Origin of the sequence: Hahella chejuensis KCTC 2396 (assembly GCF_000012985.1) — a bacterium.
Lineage (GTDB): Bacteria > Pseudomonadota > Gammaproteobacteria > Pseudomonadales > Oleiphilaceae > Hahella > Hahella chejuensis.
Window position 1 is genome coordinate 4,658,273 of sequence record NC_007645.1, and the last position, 17,932, is coordinate 4,676,204.

19 protein-coding genes are annotated in these 17,932 nt (G+C 53.5%); 1 reads left to right on the top strand and 18 read right to left on the bottom strand.

Annotated features, from left to right (window positions below; all coding sequences use genetic code 11):
* The first annotated feature begins 11 nt into the window (after positions 1-11).
* Positions 12-593: a tyrosine-type recombinase/integrase gene (locus HCH_RS33920; RefSeq protein ID WP_148212633.1), complete on the top strand. Its 582-nt coding sequence runs from the start codon at positions 12-14 to the stop codon at positions 591-593.
* Between the two features lie 884 nt (positions 594-1,477).
* Here HCH_RS33920 and HCH_RS20270 read toward each other — a convergent pair.
* The 18 genes from HCH_RS20270 to HCH_RS20355 all read right to left on the bottom strand — a co-directional run bounded on the left by HCH_RS20270 (position 1,478) and on the right by HCH_RS20355 (position 17,932).
* The gene (locus tag HCH_RS20270; RefSeq protein WP_011398303.1) at positions 1,478-2,191 is read right to left on the bottom strand and encodes an SMI1/KNR4 family protein; all 714 of its coding nucleotides are present in this window, start codon (positions 2,189-2,191) and stop codon (positions 1,478-1,480) included.
* A 68-nt stretch (positions 2,192-2,259) separates the two neighbouring features.
* Complete coding sequence (locus tag HCH_RS20275; RefSeq protein ID WP_041598825.1) at positions 2,260-2,826, bottom strand: ankyrin repeat domain-containing protein; 567 nt, start codon at positions 2,824-2,826, stop codon at positions 2,260-2,262.
* 87 nt (positions 2,827-2,913) lie between these two features.
* Positions 2,914-3,153: a hypothetical protein gene (locus HCH_RS33925; protein WP_011398304.1), complete on the bottom strand. Its 240-nt coding sequence runs from the start codon at positions 3,151-3,153 to the stop codon at positions 2,914-2,916.
* 65 nt (positions 3,154-3,218) lie between these two features.
* Entirely contained in the window at positions 3,219-3,500 is a 282-nt protein-coding gene (locus HCH_RS20285; protein WP_041598827.1) for a hypothetical protein, read from the bottom strand.
* A gap of 117 nt (positions 3,501-3,617) precedes the next feature.
* Complete coding sequence (locus HCH_RS20290) at positions 3,618-4,067, bottom strand: hypothetical protein (protein ID WP_011398305.1); 450 nt, start codon at positions 4,065-4,067, stop codon at positions 3,618-3,620.
* A 100-nt stretch (positions 4,068-4,167) separates the two neighbouring features.
* Complete coding sequence (locus tag HCH_RS20295; protein ID WP_041598828.1) at positions 4,168-4,620, bottom strand: SMI1/KNR4 family protein; 453 nt, start codon at positions 4,618-4,620, stop codon at positions 4,168-4,170.
* Positions 4,621-4,716: 96 nt separating this feature from the next.
* Complete coding sequence (locus tag HCH_RS20300) at positions 4,717-5,046, bottom strand: hypothetical protein (protein WP_011398307.1); 330 nt, start codon at positions 5,044-5,046, stop codon at positions 4,717-4,719.
* 314 nt (positions 5,047-5,360) lie between these two features.
* Entirely contained in the window at positions 5,361-10,604 is a 5,244-nt protein-coding gene (locus HCH_RS20305) for a fibronectin type III domain-containing protein (RefSeq protein ID WP_011398308.1), read from the bottom strand.
* Between the two features lie 207 nt (positions 10,605-10,811).
* A complete protein-coding gene (locus HCH_RS20310) occupies positions 10,812-11,555 on the bottom strand; it encodes a hypothetical protein (protein ID WP_011398309.1) in 744 nt (247 codons plus the stop codon).
* Positions 11,556-11,939: 384 nt separating this feature from the next.
* Entirely contained in the window at positions 11,940-12,332 is a 393-nt protein-coding gene (locus HCH_RS20315; protein ID WP_011398311.1) for a hypothetical protein, read from the bottom strand.
* Positions 12,332-14,197, bottom strand: coding sequence for a hypothetical protein (locus HCH_RS20320; RefSeq protein WP_011398312.1), 1,866 nt, complete (start codon positions 14,195-14,197; stop codon positions 12,332-12,334). Before HCH_RS20320 ends, HCH_RS20315 begins: the two co-directional genes overlap by 1 nt.
* A 253-nt stretch (positions 14,198-14,450) precedes the next feature.
* Entirely contained in the window at positions 14,451-14,816 is a 366-nt protein-coding gene (locus tag HCH_RS20325; protein WP_011398314.1) for a hypothetical protein, read from the bottom strand.
* Between the two features lie 13 nt (positions 14,817-14,829).
* Positions 14,830-15,246: a phage tail tube protein gene (locus HCH_RS20330; protein ID WP_011398315.1), complete on the bottom strand. Its 417-nt coding sequence runs from the start codon at positions 15,244-15,246 to the stop codon at positions 14,830-14,832.
* A 2-nt stretch (positions 15,247-15,248) separates the two neighbouring features.
* Positions 15,249-15,623 (bottom strand): tail completion protein gp17, encoded by a 375-nt coding sequence (gp17, locus tag HCH_RS20335; protein ID WP_011398316.1) that lies wholly within the window; start codon positions 15,621-15,623, stop codon positions 15,249-15,251.
* Positions 15,620-16,120, bottom strand: coding sequence for an HK97-gp10 family putative phage morphogenesis protein (locus tag HCH_RS20340; protein WP_011398317.1), 501 nt, complete (start codon positions 16,118-16,120; stop codon positions 15,620-15,622). Before HCH_RS20340 ends, gp17 begins: the two co-directional genes overlap by 4 nt.
* Complete coding sequence (locus HCH_RS20345) at positions 16,117-16,455, bottom strand: phage head closure protein (RefSeq protein ID WP_011398318.1); 339 nt, start codon at positions 16,453-16,455, stop codon at positions 16,117-16,119. Before HCH_RS20345 ends, HCH_RS20340 begins: the two co-directional genes overlap by 4 nt.
* Positions 16,452-16,739, bottom strand: coding sequence for a head-tail connector protein (locus HCH_RS20350; protein WP_011398319.1), 288 nt, complete (start codon positions 16,737-16,739; stop codon positions 16,452-16,454). The genes HCH_RS20345 and HCH_RS20350 overlap by 4 nt, the downstream gene beginning before the upstream one ends.
* Positions 16,739-17,932 (bottom strand): phage major capsid protein, encoded by a 1,194-nt coding sequence (locus HCH_RS20355; RefSeq protein WP_011398320.1) that lies wholly within the window; start codon positions 17,930-17,932, stop codon positions 16,739-16,741. The genes HCH_RS20350 and HCH_RS20355 overlap by 1 nt, the downstream gene beginning before the upstream one ends.

Sequence of the window (17,932 nt, forward strand, 5' to 3'; positions counted from 1 at the left end):
TGGGCCGGCTTATGAGCCGCTTGCCGCGAGAAAAATTACGAGAGACTCACTGCCTCCTGAGTTTAACGGCTATCCGCGCCTCTCCGCTCATTTTCTTTATCCAAGTCTTTTATGCCTGGCGCACAGCGTCATTAATCCAAGAAAAGACCCGGAAACGGCTTTCCTTAGATGAGTATTTACGAATTAGATTTCATTCTCCAGCATGGATGAAAAACGCAATGGACTTAGCATTGCTCACCCTTCAGCGTCGTGAAGACATTGTGAAAATGAAGTTTGAAGACATCAAAGATGGATACCTATTTGTTATCCAAGAGGAGACCAAAAAGCATGATACAGGCTACTTAAAAATCGAGATCGGACAGCAGTTAGGCGAATTATTAAAACGTTGCCGTAGTGACATACCGAGCCCCTATGTCATACACAGAAGACCAATACGTAAGAAAAAGAGAAAGGGCGATTATCACTGGACTCAGATTGGTCCTGAGATGGTGTCTAGAAACTTCAAGTCAATCAGGGATTCTCAGGTCGGAATGTTCGATGACTACCAAGATGGAGAAAAACCGACCTTCCATGAAATCCGAGCACTAGGTTAAAAACTGTACATAGACCAGGGAAAAGCCCCTAAAAAATTAGGTGGATGGGCATCAGAAAAAATGGTGAAGAACTACGACTCCGGACACAGCGAAATTAGGTGGATAGATGCGTCAGCAGACCTAAAATTAGGAGAAATTAGCGAAAACTTTTGAGAATTCTTTGAGAAAATTTTGAGACAATAAAAAACAATAATTCCAATCGAGTGTGTAACTTATTGAAATTAGAAATGAAAATTGGTCGGAACGGAGTGATTTGAACACTCGCCCCCTTGCACCCCATATCATTGCTGATAGCGGCGCAACAGACTGATTATAAAGGGATTTTTCAGTTTATCCCCTAGTGTACAAATAGGAATTTCGGCCCCTTATAAATCAATGAGTTACACCCTTATTTTGCAAAACTCACCTCGATAAATAGCTTCATAATATTTTGTAGCTTTTTCCCTGCAAAAAAGCCCTTATTTCAGTAACTTCCGCCCCTGGAAGGATAATATTTTTCTATTGAAAACAAGAAACTCCTCTAAGAATCACTATCATGGACGAGTTTACAAGAATTCTTTTTCCCGCCCCCCCTTATAAACCAGCCCATATCCTACATCTGTAGGGTACAAAAACTAGACGAAACCAGAATAATTAAACCAGCTGGCATCACTTAAACACACCATATAGCATCCACGCAGGTCACCAAAGTGGTCATCTAATCAGATTCCAGAACTGAAGCCGATATGGCTGGCCAGGAAGAATTGCTGAATCTGCCCTTGAGAGATTAACGCCTCAATCAAAGGCTCAGCGGAACGGAGCCAATTTTTGGGTAAAGTGGAGCGCAGCGACCGGCCACAAAATTTGCGGAGTGTAGCTGGGTCCTTTGCATTGACTTGTTAAACCTATTCGACAGCATAAGGAAACGTGGCGCCTTCATTAAGCTTCCTATGGATCTCATACAATCTTCGATTTCGCTCACTATAGGAAATCTCACCGTCCTCTTTATGCAACCCCTGGCTAATAACAGCCGCGCCAAATTCAAGCATTGTAGTAAGATTAATATAACTATACCACGCACCAGATTCTGTAAAATAGAACACTATCGGGCTTGCAAGCTTAGGTGTATCTGTGCATTCAAAAAAATACCACTCATCCTGAAACTCGAATATCGGAAACCAATCTGAATTCCAATCAGGCATATCGTAATTTCGCAGCTCTTTATTCTTTGATATTGAGTCTTCAGCCGACATCAATTTATGATACCAAATAAAACTGTCATCACTACCGGCCATCGAAGTACCATTGATAATCGACCATATCCGGTATATCTCTTCTGGAGGCTCACACGAAAATTCAGAAAATAACTTCTTTACCTCTTCTTTGGCGATAGGCGGATTGAGAGTTCTTGATACTAGAGTATTCTGAGATTTATGGTAATTCAGAATTTGAATCGTCAACTCCTCAACCCTTGATAGATCCGAGGCGGTTAAGGCTATTTTCCTATGGTCATCTGTTAGTTCTACAATTTGCGGTTGGTACACCTCCTCGGATAACTCATCCTTCTTGGAACACCCAAAAACAACTAAAAGAACGAGAAATACAGAGAGCTTCCGCATTAGAACCCCTATTGGTTTAACGCCCCGCTCACATTACGGAGTCCGGTGGAGCTGCTGGTTAGGTTAATTTATTTTGTGTATGCCTTAAGCAATTTAGAGACTTCTTCGTTTTTAAATCTTTTTGCTTGCTCTAAAGCCGTCCGACCTGTTAGGTCTTTGTAATTAACATCAGCGCCATTGCGTATAAGGCTTTCTATAATTGCGGGACTTTTATTTATTTCTGCCGCTATTATCAACGGCGTTTTATCATTACTACCAACCACTTTATTTATATCTGCACCTAAACCTACAAGCGCATCTATTATTGCTGGGTTAGTAGCATAGCCAGCTGCTGCACTCAATGGTGTTCCTGAGAATACACCAGAGTCCGCTTCATTTACATTAGCACCACGCTCAACCAGCGCAGTAATTACTTTTGGGTTGTTTGAGCTAGTTGCTGCCCACATTAGTACTGGCCCATTTTTATTACCTGGGAGCAAGGCCTCATCAGGTATTGAATACACATCTTCAACTGTAGCCGTTTCCCAATATGCTTGGCGGCTATATTTTTTATATGGATTACTTAGTTGTAAATAGGCAATAAATGCGATTACAACTAATAAAACTATTATCAATTTAGGATTGACAGCTTGCACTTTTTTTCCTTATCATGAGCCTAATGCCAAGTGTTAGGGCGGCGCACTTTTTGCGCCGTCCCAGCCGAAGGCGACAACACCGCCTGGTTATGAATTTTTGCTTTCATACACGTTACTACCAAAATGAGCAACAAATCGATTTCGAATTTCTCGGAACCATTTTTTCTCATACTCTGGATTAAGCCCTTCACTAGAAATAACATCCTTCGCAAATTCGTCCGCCCTCCAAACTCCAAGAGATGCGATACGATCTTGCTCTATAGGCGGTAAACAGAACCCCAAGTCTACGCACAGTTTCCCTAATAAATTTTTGATTTCTTTATCCAATTCGATTACTCATAATCGCCGCCAGCAGGGGCTTTACTGCTTGGCTTTGTGAACTTTGACCCCGGTTAACCCTTTGGAATTGGTTCGTAACCGCCCTCTCCTGCGTGCCATATTTCTATATCTTTATGAAAGAGCTCATTTTTTACAAAGCAAATTAGCTCATGCGTATCTGGCGAACTAAATTTAACCACCCATGGATCGGAGATTATGACCCGATCTTCATCTTCATATTTTCTCAATGAAAACTTTGTACCCCCGGAGAGGATGCAATAGTCATCCCCAATATAGGAATAGCCAAGCTCTTCATCTACATCTTCAAAGTGCCTTTTTTCGAGGATTTTTGGCATAGCTCTAAAAGTTAACGCCTTGCTAAACCGTGACAAGCACGGAGCTCCCTTTGTGTGATACTGAGCAAAGCGAAACACAAAAGGTGCGGAGTGTTTGGTATCGGTTTGAGCACCTTGTTAGGCATTTTTCTCGACCCATATTTTGTATGCAAGGTTTACACGAACCTTATGCCTTTCGTAGGCTACAGGTGCATTAACCTTAATTTTAGCTAGAAGCTGTTGAAACTGAACTGCCACACTTTGTAAGCGTATATATAGTAACGAACGCATTAGATAAGTGACAAATTGTTCTCCAGCGTAGGTGACTTTCTCAGCGTTCTCGATCTCCAAAGATGTAACAAAATAGCCTGTCACTTTCTCAATATCTGGTTCAACAGCTTTCCTCAAAATCAGCTCATTTAAGATGGCAAGCCCATTTACAAGATGATTATCTGAAATTCTTTTATCCATAATTTCGATAATTTTGACATAGCCTAAATCTGGTTTTTCCAGGAAATAATCCATGACACCTTTTGGAACGCCATACCTACAAAGCTCTTTCTCGAGTTTCTCAGTATTCCATGCCATAGTGTTTCGTATTTCCTAACGCCTCAAACACGGGCCGGAGCACGTAGTGCGGAGGTCCAGCCAGCTGTGCTGGCGAGCGTGCTTTGACTTGTTACGTGTTTTACCACCCGCGAACCTGCTTTGCCATATAGTCAAAAAAGCTTCCAGACAAATCGCTTTCCTCCGGTGGTACGTCATAAGCCCAATAAGTGATTAGATATTCCCCTGTAGCCTCATCGAATGTTTCCATATCAATACAATCAAGATCTTCATCATAGCCGACATTTATTATCAAAAGATTTGGTGGAATACGCTCATTTTCTTCGACTTCTTCACGCCATAGCCGATTTATATTGATTATATGATTCGGAGACTCAAAATCTGGGCCGATACTAGCTAGCCAATCACCATAGTGCGCAGATTTCTCACAAAATCGAATATGACTCTTAGGCAATGCACACCCAAAGTGCTCTTCAATTTTTGCCACAGACTCTGGTGTTGGTGGCGGAGCACTATTCAAATGTACATGGCGCTGAGCATCGTATTGTTGCGCCAGACGGTCGATTTTTTCCATTACACGTAACGCCGCCATAAACGGCTGCCGAAGCAACGCGTAGGCAGTCCGGTGGAGGCTACACCTTTCGTGGCCGTAACGAATTTTATGGCCTTGTTAAGCATACTTGTCTCGACCTTCCCAGCTAGCCTTTACTGCGAAGCCGTGGAAATGGAGAAGAACCCCGCACCCCATTTCCTCACCATCACTATACTGCTGCTCGCTATTCTCGAAATTCACATCACCGGAATAGTCGCAGCGACCAAAGCTGTGCCCATTTGCATTTAACTCATCCACAAGAGCCTCAACAAAATCGACAAGAAACTTCGACAAGTTCTCACGCCCTTTATCCTTATTGGATTCATAGGCGTCACGAAGCCGGGAATTTATATATTCCTGCAAAGCTAATATCTTTGAGTAATCCCCAAGCTCTACTTTGTCTTCCATGGCCTTCTCTTGTCTGCTTAACATTTGTATATCGCGCATGCGCGTTTTTCCATTCTAATATTTTGAAGATAGTTCCTCCAGCCCACTGATTCCAGTGTAAAAAACCCGAAAAGTAAAACCATCTCATTTTCTAAAAACCGTCCGTGCGCATATACACTTTCTTTGGGGGGCTCGTTATCACAACAAGCCAGATCCCAACTTATTGAATCAAAGCACTTTTCAGAACCAGTTTCCATTGAGGCCGAGAGCCTAACTCCAATTTCACAAACTCGGCATTTACTCAAATCGCGCAGGCGTGAGGAGGAGCGCCCTCCTCAACCACAAAGATACTTACAAGAAATCAATCTCTCGTCGCTTCCCTCCTCTGTCCAGTTAATCGCCTCGCGGGCCTCCGCGATGGTGTAGCTGCGCAGCACGTCATCCTCCTGTCGCATGCCAACGCCGGGCCGGCTTGAGGTGACGATGTAATCGCCTATCTCGATGTCGCCGCTTTCGCCACACACCAGGATCTGACCTTCCCCCAAGGCGTTCATGATGCCGGCGGTATACGTCTCCTCCAGCTCCGCAAACGCCTCGTCCGTCATGTCAAAGTGTTCCGGGTTAATGACGGTGGCGGAAACATAAACGCCCGCTTTGCCACGCTGGCGCGGCTTCAATGACAGGCGCACTTCATGCAGTACGTTGGATAAATCCCGGCGGTTGATGACCTCGCCATAGACCAGGATTTGTCCCGGCTTGGGATCACTGCCGGTACGCAATAAGCAATCGTGCGCGCCGGTGAAAGGACCATAGCCGCCAAAGTTGGCGTAAACCGCGTACTTGCTCCCCTGTGCATTCACCCCTACCCCGCCCGCACTGCTCGCCTTCACGCCAACGGATATCGGATCGTGCGACATGTTGAGCGCATAAATAGCGGGGCTGGTCCGTGCGGTCTGGGACTCATGCACCGCAAACAGAGGCATGCCCGTATTCGATTGCGCCATGATCGCGACCGTATCATTGGAGTGCGCCAGTATGCCCGCCCGACGGTTCCCCGGGTTCTGGTTCCCCACCTGCATCACATACTTGTCGCTTCCGAAAGGACATATGCCAATGGTCGCCAGCTCCTGGATCGATCCGTCTCCCTGATCCCCGTAGAAGTGGGCTTCATTGGTGGCCGAGGACAAAACAATCCGCTTGCCGCCGCCGGCGGTCTGCATGGTGGAGCCCGTCACCGTGGCGCCGGTAATGCTGGTCCCGTTGATCGCGCCGCCAGTAATGGTGGTCCCCGTGATATGCGTCCCTTGGATGGTTCCGCCGCTGATCGTCGGCGCGCTCAGACTGACGCTCGCCGCCACGCTGGTGGCCAATACGTCCCCGCGCACGGACAGCACGGAGCCGTTCCAGCTTAGGCAGTTATTCACCGCGCCGGCGTTCAGGACGAAGTGGCCGTTTCGGTCCATGTAGGTAGTGAAGCGGCTGCCGTTATGAAAGCCAAGGTAGTCCGCCGTCAGGTTCAGGCCCGGCGTAGCGCTATCGGAAAACCGTTGTGGAATGCCGGACACCTGTCCCCAGTCCGCCCCCTTGGTGGCGCCGTCCTGAATGCCTTGCAGCTTGCCGGCTTCCGTTGGGTTAATGGACGCCAAAGAACTGGGGCGATCCTGCAGGGACGCGTAGCCCTTGCTCCCCGGCGCGACGTGAATCTGACCGTAGACTTTGAACGCCGCCGCCGACTGATCCCAAATAGCGTATGAGCCGCTGCTTTGATCGCCCAGCAACACGTCGCCGTTTTCCCTGACCTCAAATATGGGCGCATTGGCGGCGCTCGCCTCCAGCACGTTGTAATAGCCGTCGCGTTTGAGCGGTCCCAGGATCACTTTGGAGCCGCCGTATTCGCTGACCACATTGCCGCGCACGATCAGGTTGTCGCCGTCGCTCAGTTCGCCCGCCGGGTTGAAGGCTTCCGTCTTGAAACTGAACTCCGGGGTCAACTCCCCGTCGCCGAACTCATCCGCGCCCAGCAACCGGAAATAATAGGTGGTGTCCGGCTGCAAGCCTTCATGGATAACCGGGTTGGTGTAGCCGTCATACACCAGGTTATCCGGACTGGGCGTAAAACCTTTCACCGTTGATCGGTAGACCTTGATGGATTTGAAATCCGGGTCGGTAATCTCCGTCAGATAGGTGCGCGCCGTGCTGATCCCGGCGACCGTATTGTTGACGGTTACCTTGGGCGCCGGGTTAGACACGCTGATAAACACCGCTTGTCCGGTCTGGTTCTGCTTCCCCCGAGGTCGCACGCTTAAACTGAACTCCCGGCTGGCGCCGTCCTCCAGGTTCATATTGCCCGTGTAGGTGTAGCTTCTGCCGGTAATGTACTCCCGCCGCACCTGCAGGCCCTTGTGGTAGATGGTTACCTCATAGAAGGCGAAGTGCGGCGGCTCCTGGTAGTTGGAGCCATAGTAAATATAGAAGTGCGCATCCCTGCCCATAAAGTGATTGGCCTCTTGCCCTCTATCCACCAGCATCACTTTGGGCGTCACCAGAGGCAAAGCCTCGCGCACGTCAGGCGAGCCAGTTTCAATGCGCGAGACCGTGGCCGTCGCAGCGGCGTAGTTAGTGGAGCGTTTGCCCGACTTGCTCACGCCGAAGGCGCGGAAGTAATACGTCTTGCCATCGCTCACCAGCTGCAGGGTCAGCTCCGGCGACGCCGCGCCCAGGTCCGTCCAGCCTGCGCCGTCCGCCCGTCGATACTGGAAGAAAGCGTGGCTATAGCTGGGATCGTCGGGCGGAACGGCGCTTAATTCCAGGGTAGAGATATTGCCGTCCGGCGTGCGCGGCGTATTCGCCGACTCCGTGACACTGATACGCAGCGGCTTTTTCGCCACCTCTTCCATGACAATGGGCGGTTGATAGCCGGACAGGATCTGCACCCGATGCCAGGACTCCGCCATATTGGGCGCCTGCCCGGTCGCTTTGGTCAGAAAGCCGCGCACGGCGTTCTCGCGCTCGGGTCCTAGATAGTTCCCCACGTAGGCGGAGGCGACTGCTTTATTGATCCCTTCAAAGGACGGGTCCCAGCTCGCGCCTACCGTGTCATTTTGATGCTTACGGCCTTGGATGAAATAGACGCCGTCCTGCACCGGGCTGACGCCATAGCGCGCCGTGCTGTTGCCCACGGTGACGTTGGGCGGGTTGTATTTGCCGTCGACAAGGTAATACACCGCACCGGGCGCGCCGCCGGCGCCGCTGCCGGATTTGAGATAGGCTTTAGGGTCCATGTTCCCGCCGATCTGGCGCGGGCTGCCCAGTTCGCCATCCACGCCGCTGGTGTCCACCCGTCCGTTGGCGCCCAGGTCGATGCCGCGCGCCACCACCAGCAATCCGGCGCCGCCTGCGCCACCGCGTCCGCCGGGTGTTTCTCCCTTATTGCCGCCGTAGCGGTTGACGGCAGCGCCGCCGCCATGGCCGCCGTTGCCGCGAATATCCGCCGGCAAGCCCTGCAGGTGACCTTGCGCATCCACATTTAAATTAAGGTAAGCGACGTTATCCCGCGCGGCGCGGGCGTTGATGCCGCCGCGGTTGTTGGCGGATTCGAAGCGGCGACGGTCTCCCGATCCCAAACCGAAGACAATCCCGTCTCCCGCCACGGTGGAGCCGATACCGGTTAGGGAAACAGATTGTCCGCCAGCGGCTCCCGCGATGCCTCGGCCCTTGCCATCCAGGACGCCGTTGATCTGCAGAAAACCTTTGACCCGCAGTTGCACGTTGCCAGACAGAACCACTGTCACGCCCGCGTCCACGGTTAAATCCCGGTCGCAGTAGTAAACGGACTGATGCAGGTCCGCCCCGCCATTCAGGCTTATGTCGCTGACGATACGCACCTGCATATCAGTGACCAGCACTTTGCCCGGGAAGCTGGCCGCGTTGATCGCCACGCCGGCGGAGCTGTACCACGCATCCGGCAGCGCCGCGCCATTCTGATCCGGCGGCAAGGCGCCCGCCGGCTGCGAGGAGCCCAGCAAGGCAAGCTTCACCCGCCCCGTCACCCAGTCCGTGGCGATCTGCTGGATTTCAAAGTTACGGTCCAGGCGTCCGTCCGTCATGGAGCCGGTGTAATCCTGCACATGCTCCAGGTTAACGCGGACAATGTCGCCCACTTCCAGGTCGTGGTTGTCCATGTCGGCCACAACATCGAGGAGCAAAGGCGGCCCGGCGTAGGCGTCGCGCAAGGCGTCGAACTGATGCTTGATGGCGGAATAGGCGTGGCGGGAGCTGTGCAGGGTTTTAAACTTCAGCTCCTTTAAATCAGACGCGCCATGGGTGGCGATGGAGTCCGGGTCCACCAGCACGTTGGCGCGGCGGTACTCTTTTTTGTCCGGGTCATAATGCCAGTGGATAGCGATCTGATTGATGATCGCGCCCATGTCATGACGTAGCGCGTCCACCTTCAGCAGATTGCTGGCGTTAAGTTCTCTGACGTAAGCCCCGCTGGACATGATCGCCGTGCGACGACGCAGCCCCATTTCCCCATTGGCGTAGATCGGCGAAAACGCGCCCATCATCAACAGCAGTTGCTCTTCAATGAACTTCTTGCCGTCGATCTTGGTTTGCCCACGCACCACCGCCGGCAAGCCCTTGTCTGCGTCGGCCACATCCCAGAGGTCCGCGCCGATATTGATAAAGTCGGACGTGCGCACATATTGCGGATCGACGCCCAGGTGCCAGTGGTCTGGGTAGCGTTTGCCGGGATAGCCGTAAATATAACCGGTCAGCAATCCATACAGCAGCATGGGCGCCGGCTGCTCGATGTAGACATACTCTTCCACCTGCGGGGCGTTGTCGGCGTTGGTGTCCTCGGACTTTTTAACCGTCGCCACCAGATGCTTGGTGCCCAGCGCGCCCCACTCACAGCCCCAAAAGGCGGTGGGGGTGGTGTATTTGTAACGCACGATGCAACCGTTGGGCATTTTGAGATAACCGACGGTCCGGTTGGGCGCATCGGTAATGCCGCTGCCGCGCGGCTGGTAGACGGGCGCAAACCCTTCCGTCGAATAAACCTGAATCACGTCGCCATTACCTACGGCTGACGCTAACAAGCCGACTTTTTTAACGTCGAAAATATCCTTACGCAGCGTCCGTTGCACATCGGCGCAACTAAACGAATAAACCCCGTCCAGGAACTCGGCGTCCTCCACAATCTGCGTGGCCACCAGGACAAAGTCCGACCACGCCAAACCCCGCTCGCCGATCCAGACGCGCACGCGTTTTCCGCGCAGACCCTTACCATCATCCAGCTTGGCTTTTTGCAGTGCGGTCAGGTTGTGGTCCAGCGCCTCAAATTCCAGACTACCGATAGACGCCAAGCCTTTATCCGGCTGGATTTTTTGCGATGTGCCGGACAAGGTGCGGGCGTTCAACACGCCGTCATACACCACGCCAGACAAACCCGTTACCGGGCCGCTGGTCAGATACACCACGTCCTCGTTGGCGCGGTCGAACGACAGCTCGACGACATAGACGGGCGACACGCTCTCGCCGCTCCAGGCGGAGACGAATTCGCTATTGCTTACTCTCATCAGGTTAGATGCCTACAAAGAATTTAAGGAGAGACGGAGCGCCAAAGCGTCCTGCAGGAGGCGAGGAGGTCAAATACTCCCGCACTTAGTCAAAAACTTTCTTTTATGTGATAGTGAATAACGGTGCCCCCAGAAATCTGGAGGCACCGTTTTCATCTAAAAATGGTCTCGCATTTCAGAAATGCCGCTCATTTTAATATCAAAATATTATCTAACTTCTACCGTAGCTATTTTTATTGGCTGGGAAAAAAGATCCTCTCTTTTATATGTATCTTGATATTTTTTCAAAACACTACGAAATTCAAAATTGACAGTTTTTGTCGGAACTCCAGCAGAGTTCGTCTTTACAGGTATTTCATAGAATGATAGCTTCCAGACTCCTGGAATATTCATATCAAATGGCTTGTAGATAAGATATCCTGTTACTGTTCTATTTGGAAGAAGCTCAGTATTTTTACTAATTAACCTGATAATACCTTGATGGCTTATTAGTTTATCTGTTCCTGCACAAGGCCGCTCCTGCATCAGATATGAGGCAAGCTGCCCCTTATCAAGCATATCATATTGATTATCGGCAGGATCAAAAGCAGTAATAACCACAGAGTTCAAACGAATAACATGCCCTGTATTATTGGTTATTGACACTTTCTCCAACATCGTATCCTTCGGTATCGCAAGCTCATTTGTCAATTTCGGCTTGCCATCAATACCGACAATTGGCAGCTGCGTTTCTCTATCGCAACTTTGCACTGGCAGATAGAATTCATCAGGCACATTTTTAAGGAAGTAACGCTCAATACTTATACCTGAATCAGTTTTCTTTGTTAAATCACCTTGAAATGGCTCAAAGTCAACTCTGGTTTTAACAAACGTAGAAGGCCCGCACCCAGATAAAACAAGCGAGAACATAATAGAAGAAACAACACCACGGACAATACGCACCACATCCATACTTCATCTCCTCCAGAAATCATTCAAATTAGACCACCATCTTCATTGATAGAAAAATTATCTTCCAGTGATCTGCAAATGTTAGCCCCGGTTTATGTAAACAGCAAAATTATTGCAACCCTCCCCAATACATCATCCAGCAAAAAAATACACAAACACAAACCTTTCAAATACATTAATATAAAAATTAAAACAAACAACACAAATAGATATTTAGTTGAAAACAACAGATGCAATTCGTTTCTTATAACAGCATTCAAAAAACAACCAGATCAGGAATTACAGATATATAAAATAAGATAGTTAACAAATCAGCCCACAAACCCAATGTGAATTGCAAATAAAAACATACGCTCACCTTAAAAATCATATATATCCAAAGCTTCAGACTAGCCTTACTTTAAAGGAGAAATGTAAATAATCGGTCGTCCCATACCTTTCCACGTTATATACCACTGGATGAAGCATAGCTGTTTGAAGAAGCCCTGCTCCATCTCCCATCAAGTCAACCTTGAAACTCTCGCCCCCGCACACGGAGGCCAGGAATTCGTGCAGCTCTGCAATCTGATCCAGGTCGTCGGTGTACGCCGTTGCGATGTCATAGGTCTGGTCGAGGCGATGAAATAATGTCTTCGCCTTGCCGTTCAGGGCGATGGTGGTGTGGGTTTCCGGTTGCGGCTCGTACTTGCAGCGGGTTAATTTCACATCCAGCCAATACAAGCCGCCCTCAGTGTGGTCCGGCTTAATCTGCCGCTTTGCTGTGTATTCGATATACATTAAAGCCCTCTTAGTTGCTGGCCGTTGCGGCTGTTCGCTTCCACAATCACAATGTCTTTCTTGCTGACAATGTCCCGCAGGTGCGGCGCGATGGCGTCGGCGATCAGGTAGGGATCGCCATTCACGGCGCCGTTAAACTGAAAAATGATCTGCGCGCCCTCGCCTTTACCACTGGCGGGGCCGCTGGGGATCGTAGGTTGTGGCGGCTGGTAGGTGTTGGGCGGCGCTCCGCCTCCGCCGGCGCTGACGGTTCCGCCTCCGCCAAACTTCTGCGATTTCAGTTTTTGAATTTGCACAGCGGTGGCGATCACGGACGTGGCCGCAAATGCGGCTCCGACAATGGGGCCGCCGATCTGTGCGCCTTTGTTGTAAGAATGCACCGCCGCTTCATAACCAGAGACCAAGGCGTTGGCGATGGCCGCCTTCTTGCCGATCTCAAACAGCTTCTTGCTTTTCGTGTCCATCAAGGTGGAGAGGTTGCCCAGCATGCCGGTCATGACCGACACCCGCTCCTGATGCTCCGCCTCCGCCAGGGCCTTGCGCCTGCCCTTCTCCCGCTCCTCGATCTCCGTCAGCGTGGCTTGATGCTGCGCGGACAGCTCGCCCAACAACTCCATATGCTGCGTTTGGGTCAGCAGTTTTTCGTCCAGCGCCTCCTGCAGCATGTCCCGCCGGCGCTGGTAGGACTCCCGTTCCGCCTCCTCTTCGGTCAGCAGGGATTCGCGGATGCTTTCAACATTGCCGCGTATTTCGTTCTGACGCTGTAGCGCGGCGTTGGCTTCCTCCTGGGCCGCCTTCACCCGTTGCAGGTTGTCCGCCACGGTGGCGGTCACGCCTTGGTAGTCCTGCAGGGTGACGACGCTCTCGCCCAGCGTCACCTTGAACTTTTCCGTCTCCCTGTTCGCCCCCTCCATCTCCGCGAAAATGTCGCCGGTGGCGCCGCGCAGATTCTCCTGCATGGCGTACAGCTCGGCGTCCACTTTCGCCACGTCATCGGAGAGCTTGCCCAGGTAGTAGGTCCCGACCCGGATAAACTCGATCACGCTGGCGCTGACCTCCAATGCGCCGGCGGCGAGCAAGCGCACCGCCTGCCCGCCCAGCTTGGCCGCCTCGGGCAGCACATCCCCCATGAAGTGCGCGACGCGCTCGATGGTCGGCCCCAACGCCACGGCCATGTTATTGGTCATGCCCGTCAGCGCCGCATTCATCTTGATAATGGCGGCATTGGCGGCGGTGGCCTGGGTCGCAAAGCTGGTGCTGATGGTGTTGCCGGTGCGGTCGGACTCCTCGCCCATGGCCCGAATGGCGGCGCTGCCGCCCTCCATGGTTTGCAGCAGGGCGACGCCTTCGGAGTCCAACAGTTTCATGGCGAGACGGACCCGGTCCGACTTCGCCGGCACTTCCGCCAGTGCGTCCGCCAGCACTTCAAATTGCTGTTCCGGTCGCAGTTGCTGGAGCTTCTGCGCGGATAAGCCCAGCGCTTTGATCGCGCCGATAGCTTCGCCACTGCCGGCGGCCGCCTCGGCGATGCGTCGGGTCATGCGCTGCAGGCCGGTTTCCAATGTGCCGGCGGCGACGCCCGACAACTGCGCCGCGTAAGCGAGACGGCTCAGCCCTTCCACGCTCACGCCCAGGCGCACGCTTAAGTCGCCCAGGTGATTCGCCGCGTCCAGGCTGCCTTTGATGACGCCGCCAAACACGCCCGCCGTGGCGATGGTGGTCAGCACGGAAAACATCTTGCCGGCGTTGTTGGCCGCTGACGCCGTGCGCTCCAGATGGGTGTTGACGCTTTTTAGCCCGTCTTCGACCTTGGCCGTTGCAAGGCGCAGATCGATGGACAGCGCGCCGATCATTTCTTGGCTCATTAGCAACCTGTAGGAATTACGAAATAGAAGGGTTAGGCATCGCGCCAGGCGTCGCCGAACAGGAGGTTTTTCAGGGCGTCCGCCCGCTCCGCACTGCTCTGGCGTTCACGCTCGAATTGCTCGGCGTAGGCGTCTAAGGACTCGTAAGCCATCCACTCGGCCAGCTCGGCGGAGTCGATCTCCTGCAGGAGGGTTCTTACGGTCTTGCCTAATTTGGCGGCGAGGTAGAAGTAAAACCGGCGCTCGGGCCGGCTCAGGAGTTTTTTGCGGCGTTCTCCACTTCGCCTTGAGTTAAGCGATTGAGTCGGGCGGCGACGTGGTAGACGCGATCCAATGCGGCGCAGGATTTGGCGCCCAGGGCTTTAACGTCGCTCTCGCTGAATAAGCGCTCGCCTTTGTCGTCCACCAGACAGACCGCCACCAGCTTGGCGCGGATATTGGTCAGGTCCCGATGCGCGGTTCCATCTGGGGCCAGTCGAATCAGTGAGCCCTCGTAATCATCGCGGGCGGCGCCGCTCATCAGGGCGACCCGCACGGTCCCGCCCCACTCCGGCACGTCTACGTCGACGGATTCAATGTCCTGGGCGGATAGAATTTGTTGCTTGTTTAAGTAGCTCATAAATGGGCCTCGTTTACTGTTTTGCGAAAGTGGGTTTACCGGTGATGCGCAGCGCGGCGGAGCCTTCCAGCATCCCGCTGATCCCGCCGGAAAGGCTGGTCGCGTTTTTGACGTACGCCTTAAAGGTCGCCGTGGTCAGGTCGGGAAACGTGATCTTGACGGTCTTCAACGCTCCAGACAGCTCGGCGGCGCGGATCTCGTTTTGGCCGGGATCGCTGTAGTTGATAAACCAGTCCAGAGAGAAAGAGCCCCAGTCGCGCTTGCCGAGAAAGAACTCGGACGCCTCGCTGCTTAAATCCGTGTTGTCGATTTCCGGGCGTTCGCCATCGAAGCCAGAGAAGGATTTAACCCCGGTCACCTCCGTGTCGGGCGTGCCTGGGGTTACTGTATCAACCTCTATTTTCGTACCGTCGGCGGGCATTTTCGCCATGGTCAGTCCTCGTAATATATGAATGAATAATCCAGCCTCAGCCGGTGCAGCTGGGCCGCGTCGTCGTACTCGTAGGTTTTGCCGTTGCGCACAGCGGTGAAGTCTTGGCCGCGTGAAGCCAATGCAGCCATCGCAGCCTTTGCTAACTGGTCCGCCTGCTTGAGCGTCGGCGCCCAGGCGTCTATCTGCGCCCGCTCGCGGCGGCTGTTATCCTCTCCGCCCAGGTCGTTGACGGGATCGTCGCCGACATACAGCAGAGACAGCGCCGGCGTTGCCGCGTGCGGCGGCAGGAAGCGTCCGTGGATCGCGGACGGCGCAACCAACGCCTTAACCTGATCCGACTTGCGCAGTCGCTTCAGCAGTCGCGGGATAATCATCGGCGCGCCCTCGCTTGAATGATCGAATGCCACATGCGTTTGCCGGCGGCTTTGATCGCCGCATCCTTGGCGCGCAGAAACGCCGGGCGCAGGAAAGGACGTGGCGCAATGCCGGGATGGTTAACGCCGGCGACCACCTGCGAGCCGATGCGCAGGCGCTTTTTGTTTTTGCGCTTGTTTCTCCCTCGTCCGGTGGTCGGGTTGGGAATAGCGTGCGGCGCCGCGCCAAACTCGATAAAACGGGCGTAGTAAGCCTTGGGATGCACGCCTACGCGACCGGTGAAGCCGCGCCCGCTGCGATCCCTGCGCAACTTGTAGCGGATGTGTTTACGCAGGTGACCGCTTTTCACGGGCGCGCCTTGGCGGATCTCTTTCCTAAACGTTTTCGCCGCCTCGGTCAGTCCGTCCCGCGCCGCCTTGTTGGCCGCCTGCTTGCCGAGTTGTTGTAAGGCTTGGTGCAGCTCGCGCAAGCCGCTTATCTTGACGCCGCTGCTCATACCGCCGCCCCTGTATCCGCGCACATCAGCACCCATTCTTTGTTTTCCTCGCGGGTGTTAATGGCGGAATGGATGTCATAGACGCGCCCCTGATAGATCGCCCGGTGATCCTGGGACGCGAGCCCGGCCAGGGTCGGCTCCCAGCGCAGCACGATGCGGGCGGTCAGCTCGGCGCGGGGGCCGCTGGCGGCCAGGAACTCCCGACCGGACAGCGGCTCTACGCCCGCCCAGCGCGTGGCGAGATCTCGCCAGCCTTGCACGGTTTCGCCGTACTCGTCCTGGGTGGCGACGTTGGCTTGAATCGTCACCCGCCGCCGCAGTCGTCCCGCTCTCATAGCCTGCGAATCCGTAGCAGGTCGAGCAGCGCTTTGGAGCACAGCGGGACTTGCGAAACCGTCGCCGCCGTCTGGTCCTCCCGTTGCTCGTACAGGGTGGCGATGATCATTTTTATGGCGTGCTTGGCCAGTTCGGGAATACTCTCGCCCTCCGCCAGGGAAAGCCCGGAATACTCCTGCGCCAGATTGCGCGCCACCGCGATCAGGGTTTCGATGTAGGCGTCTTCCTCGTCGTGCTCCACGCGTAGATGCTGCTTGGCTTCTTCTAAGGTGATGGGGGCCATTACGCCCCCTTACTTAAGGTCAGCACCTTAATGGCGTTGGAGTCTACTAGCATGCCGCCCACCCGCTTGGTGGTGTAGAAGTGAACGAAGGGTTTATGGGTGTAGGGATCGCGCAGCATGCGCGCGCCGATGCGGTCCACAATGCTGTAACCTCGCATGAAGTCGCCGAACAAGATGGCGTTAGCGTCCGCCGCCACTTCCGGCATGTCTTCGTTCTCCTCGATGCCGTAGCCCAACAGCAACGAAGGCTGGCCCGCCTCGATGCCGGGACGCCACATGTAGTTGCCGTCCGCGTCCTTGAACTTGCGCACCTTCTCCACCGTGGTTCCGGTCATCATCCAGTTGGCGTTGCGGCGAAACGCCTTCTTGAGACGGTAGATCACGCTTAGCAGGTTATCCGCGTTGAAATCGCCCGCCTTGCCGCTGATCACTCGTTGCAGCTTGCCGAACTCGCGGGAGGCGTCCGGGGCGGTGTCCATGGCGTAAGCCAGGATGCCTTTCGGTTTGCCTACGCCATCGCCATTTAGAAAAGCGTCGGCTTCGCGGTCGACGAACTCTTGCGCCACCTCGTCGGCGATCCATTGCTCAACGTTGAAATACACGTCGTCCAGCGCCTTTTGAGTCGTGGCGGGGTTCGCGTAGATTTCACCCATGAAGGCTTCGATCTGCGCCAGCTTGGGTGTGTTGGTTTCCGGGCGGGCGTCGGTCTCGCCGACCCAGCCGGAACCGGCGCCGCCCAGGTTAACGAGACGCTTGTAGCCATCTGTGGACACCTGGATATTTCGGCACAGCGCCCGCATGGGAGACAGTTCGCGCTCCAGCTCCAGGATCTGGCGGTCCAGCTCCTCCGGCACGCCAAAGCCGCCGTCCTGATTCGCGCCCAGGTTGACGGCCTTGGCTTCAATGTCGGCGGCGTTGTTCTTTCGCATCCACTGGTCGATAAAGTGTTTGCGGTATTCCGCATCGCCCTCCACCGTTCCGGGGCGGTTCTGCTTTTTATAAAGGCCGTCCAACTCCTTTTTCAGGGCCTCCAGTTCGCTCAGCTGGGCGTTCAGCTTGTCGGTTTTTTCGGTGAGTCTGATTACCTCTGCGCGGGTGGCCTCCATAGAGGAGTCATTGGCTGATTTAAATTCCGTAAAGCGGCTGGTCAGTTCTTCCGCTACGTCTTGAATGTCTTTTAATTCAACTGGCAT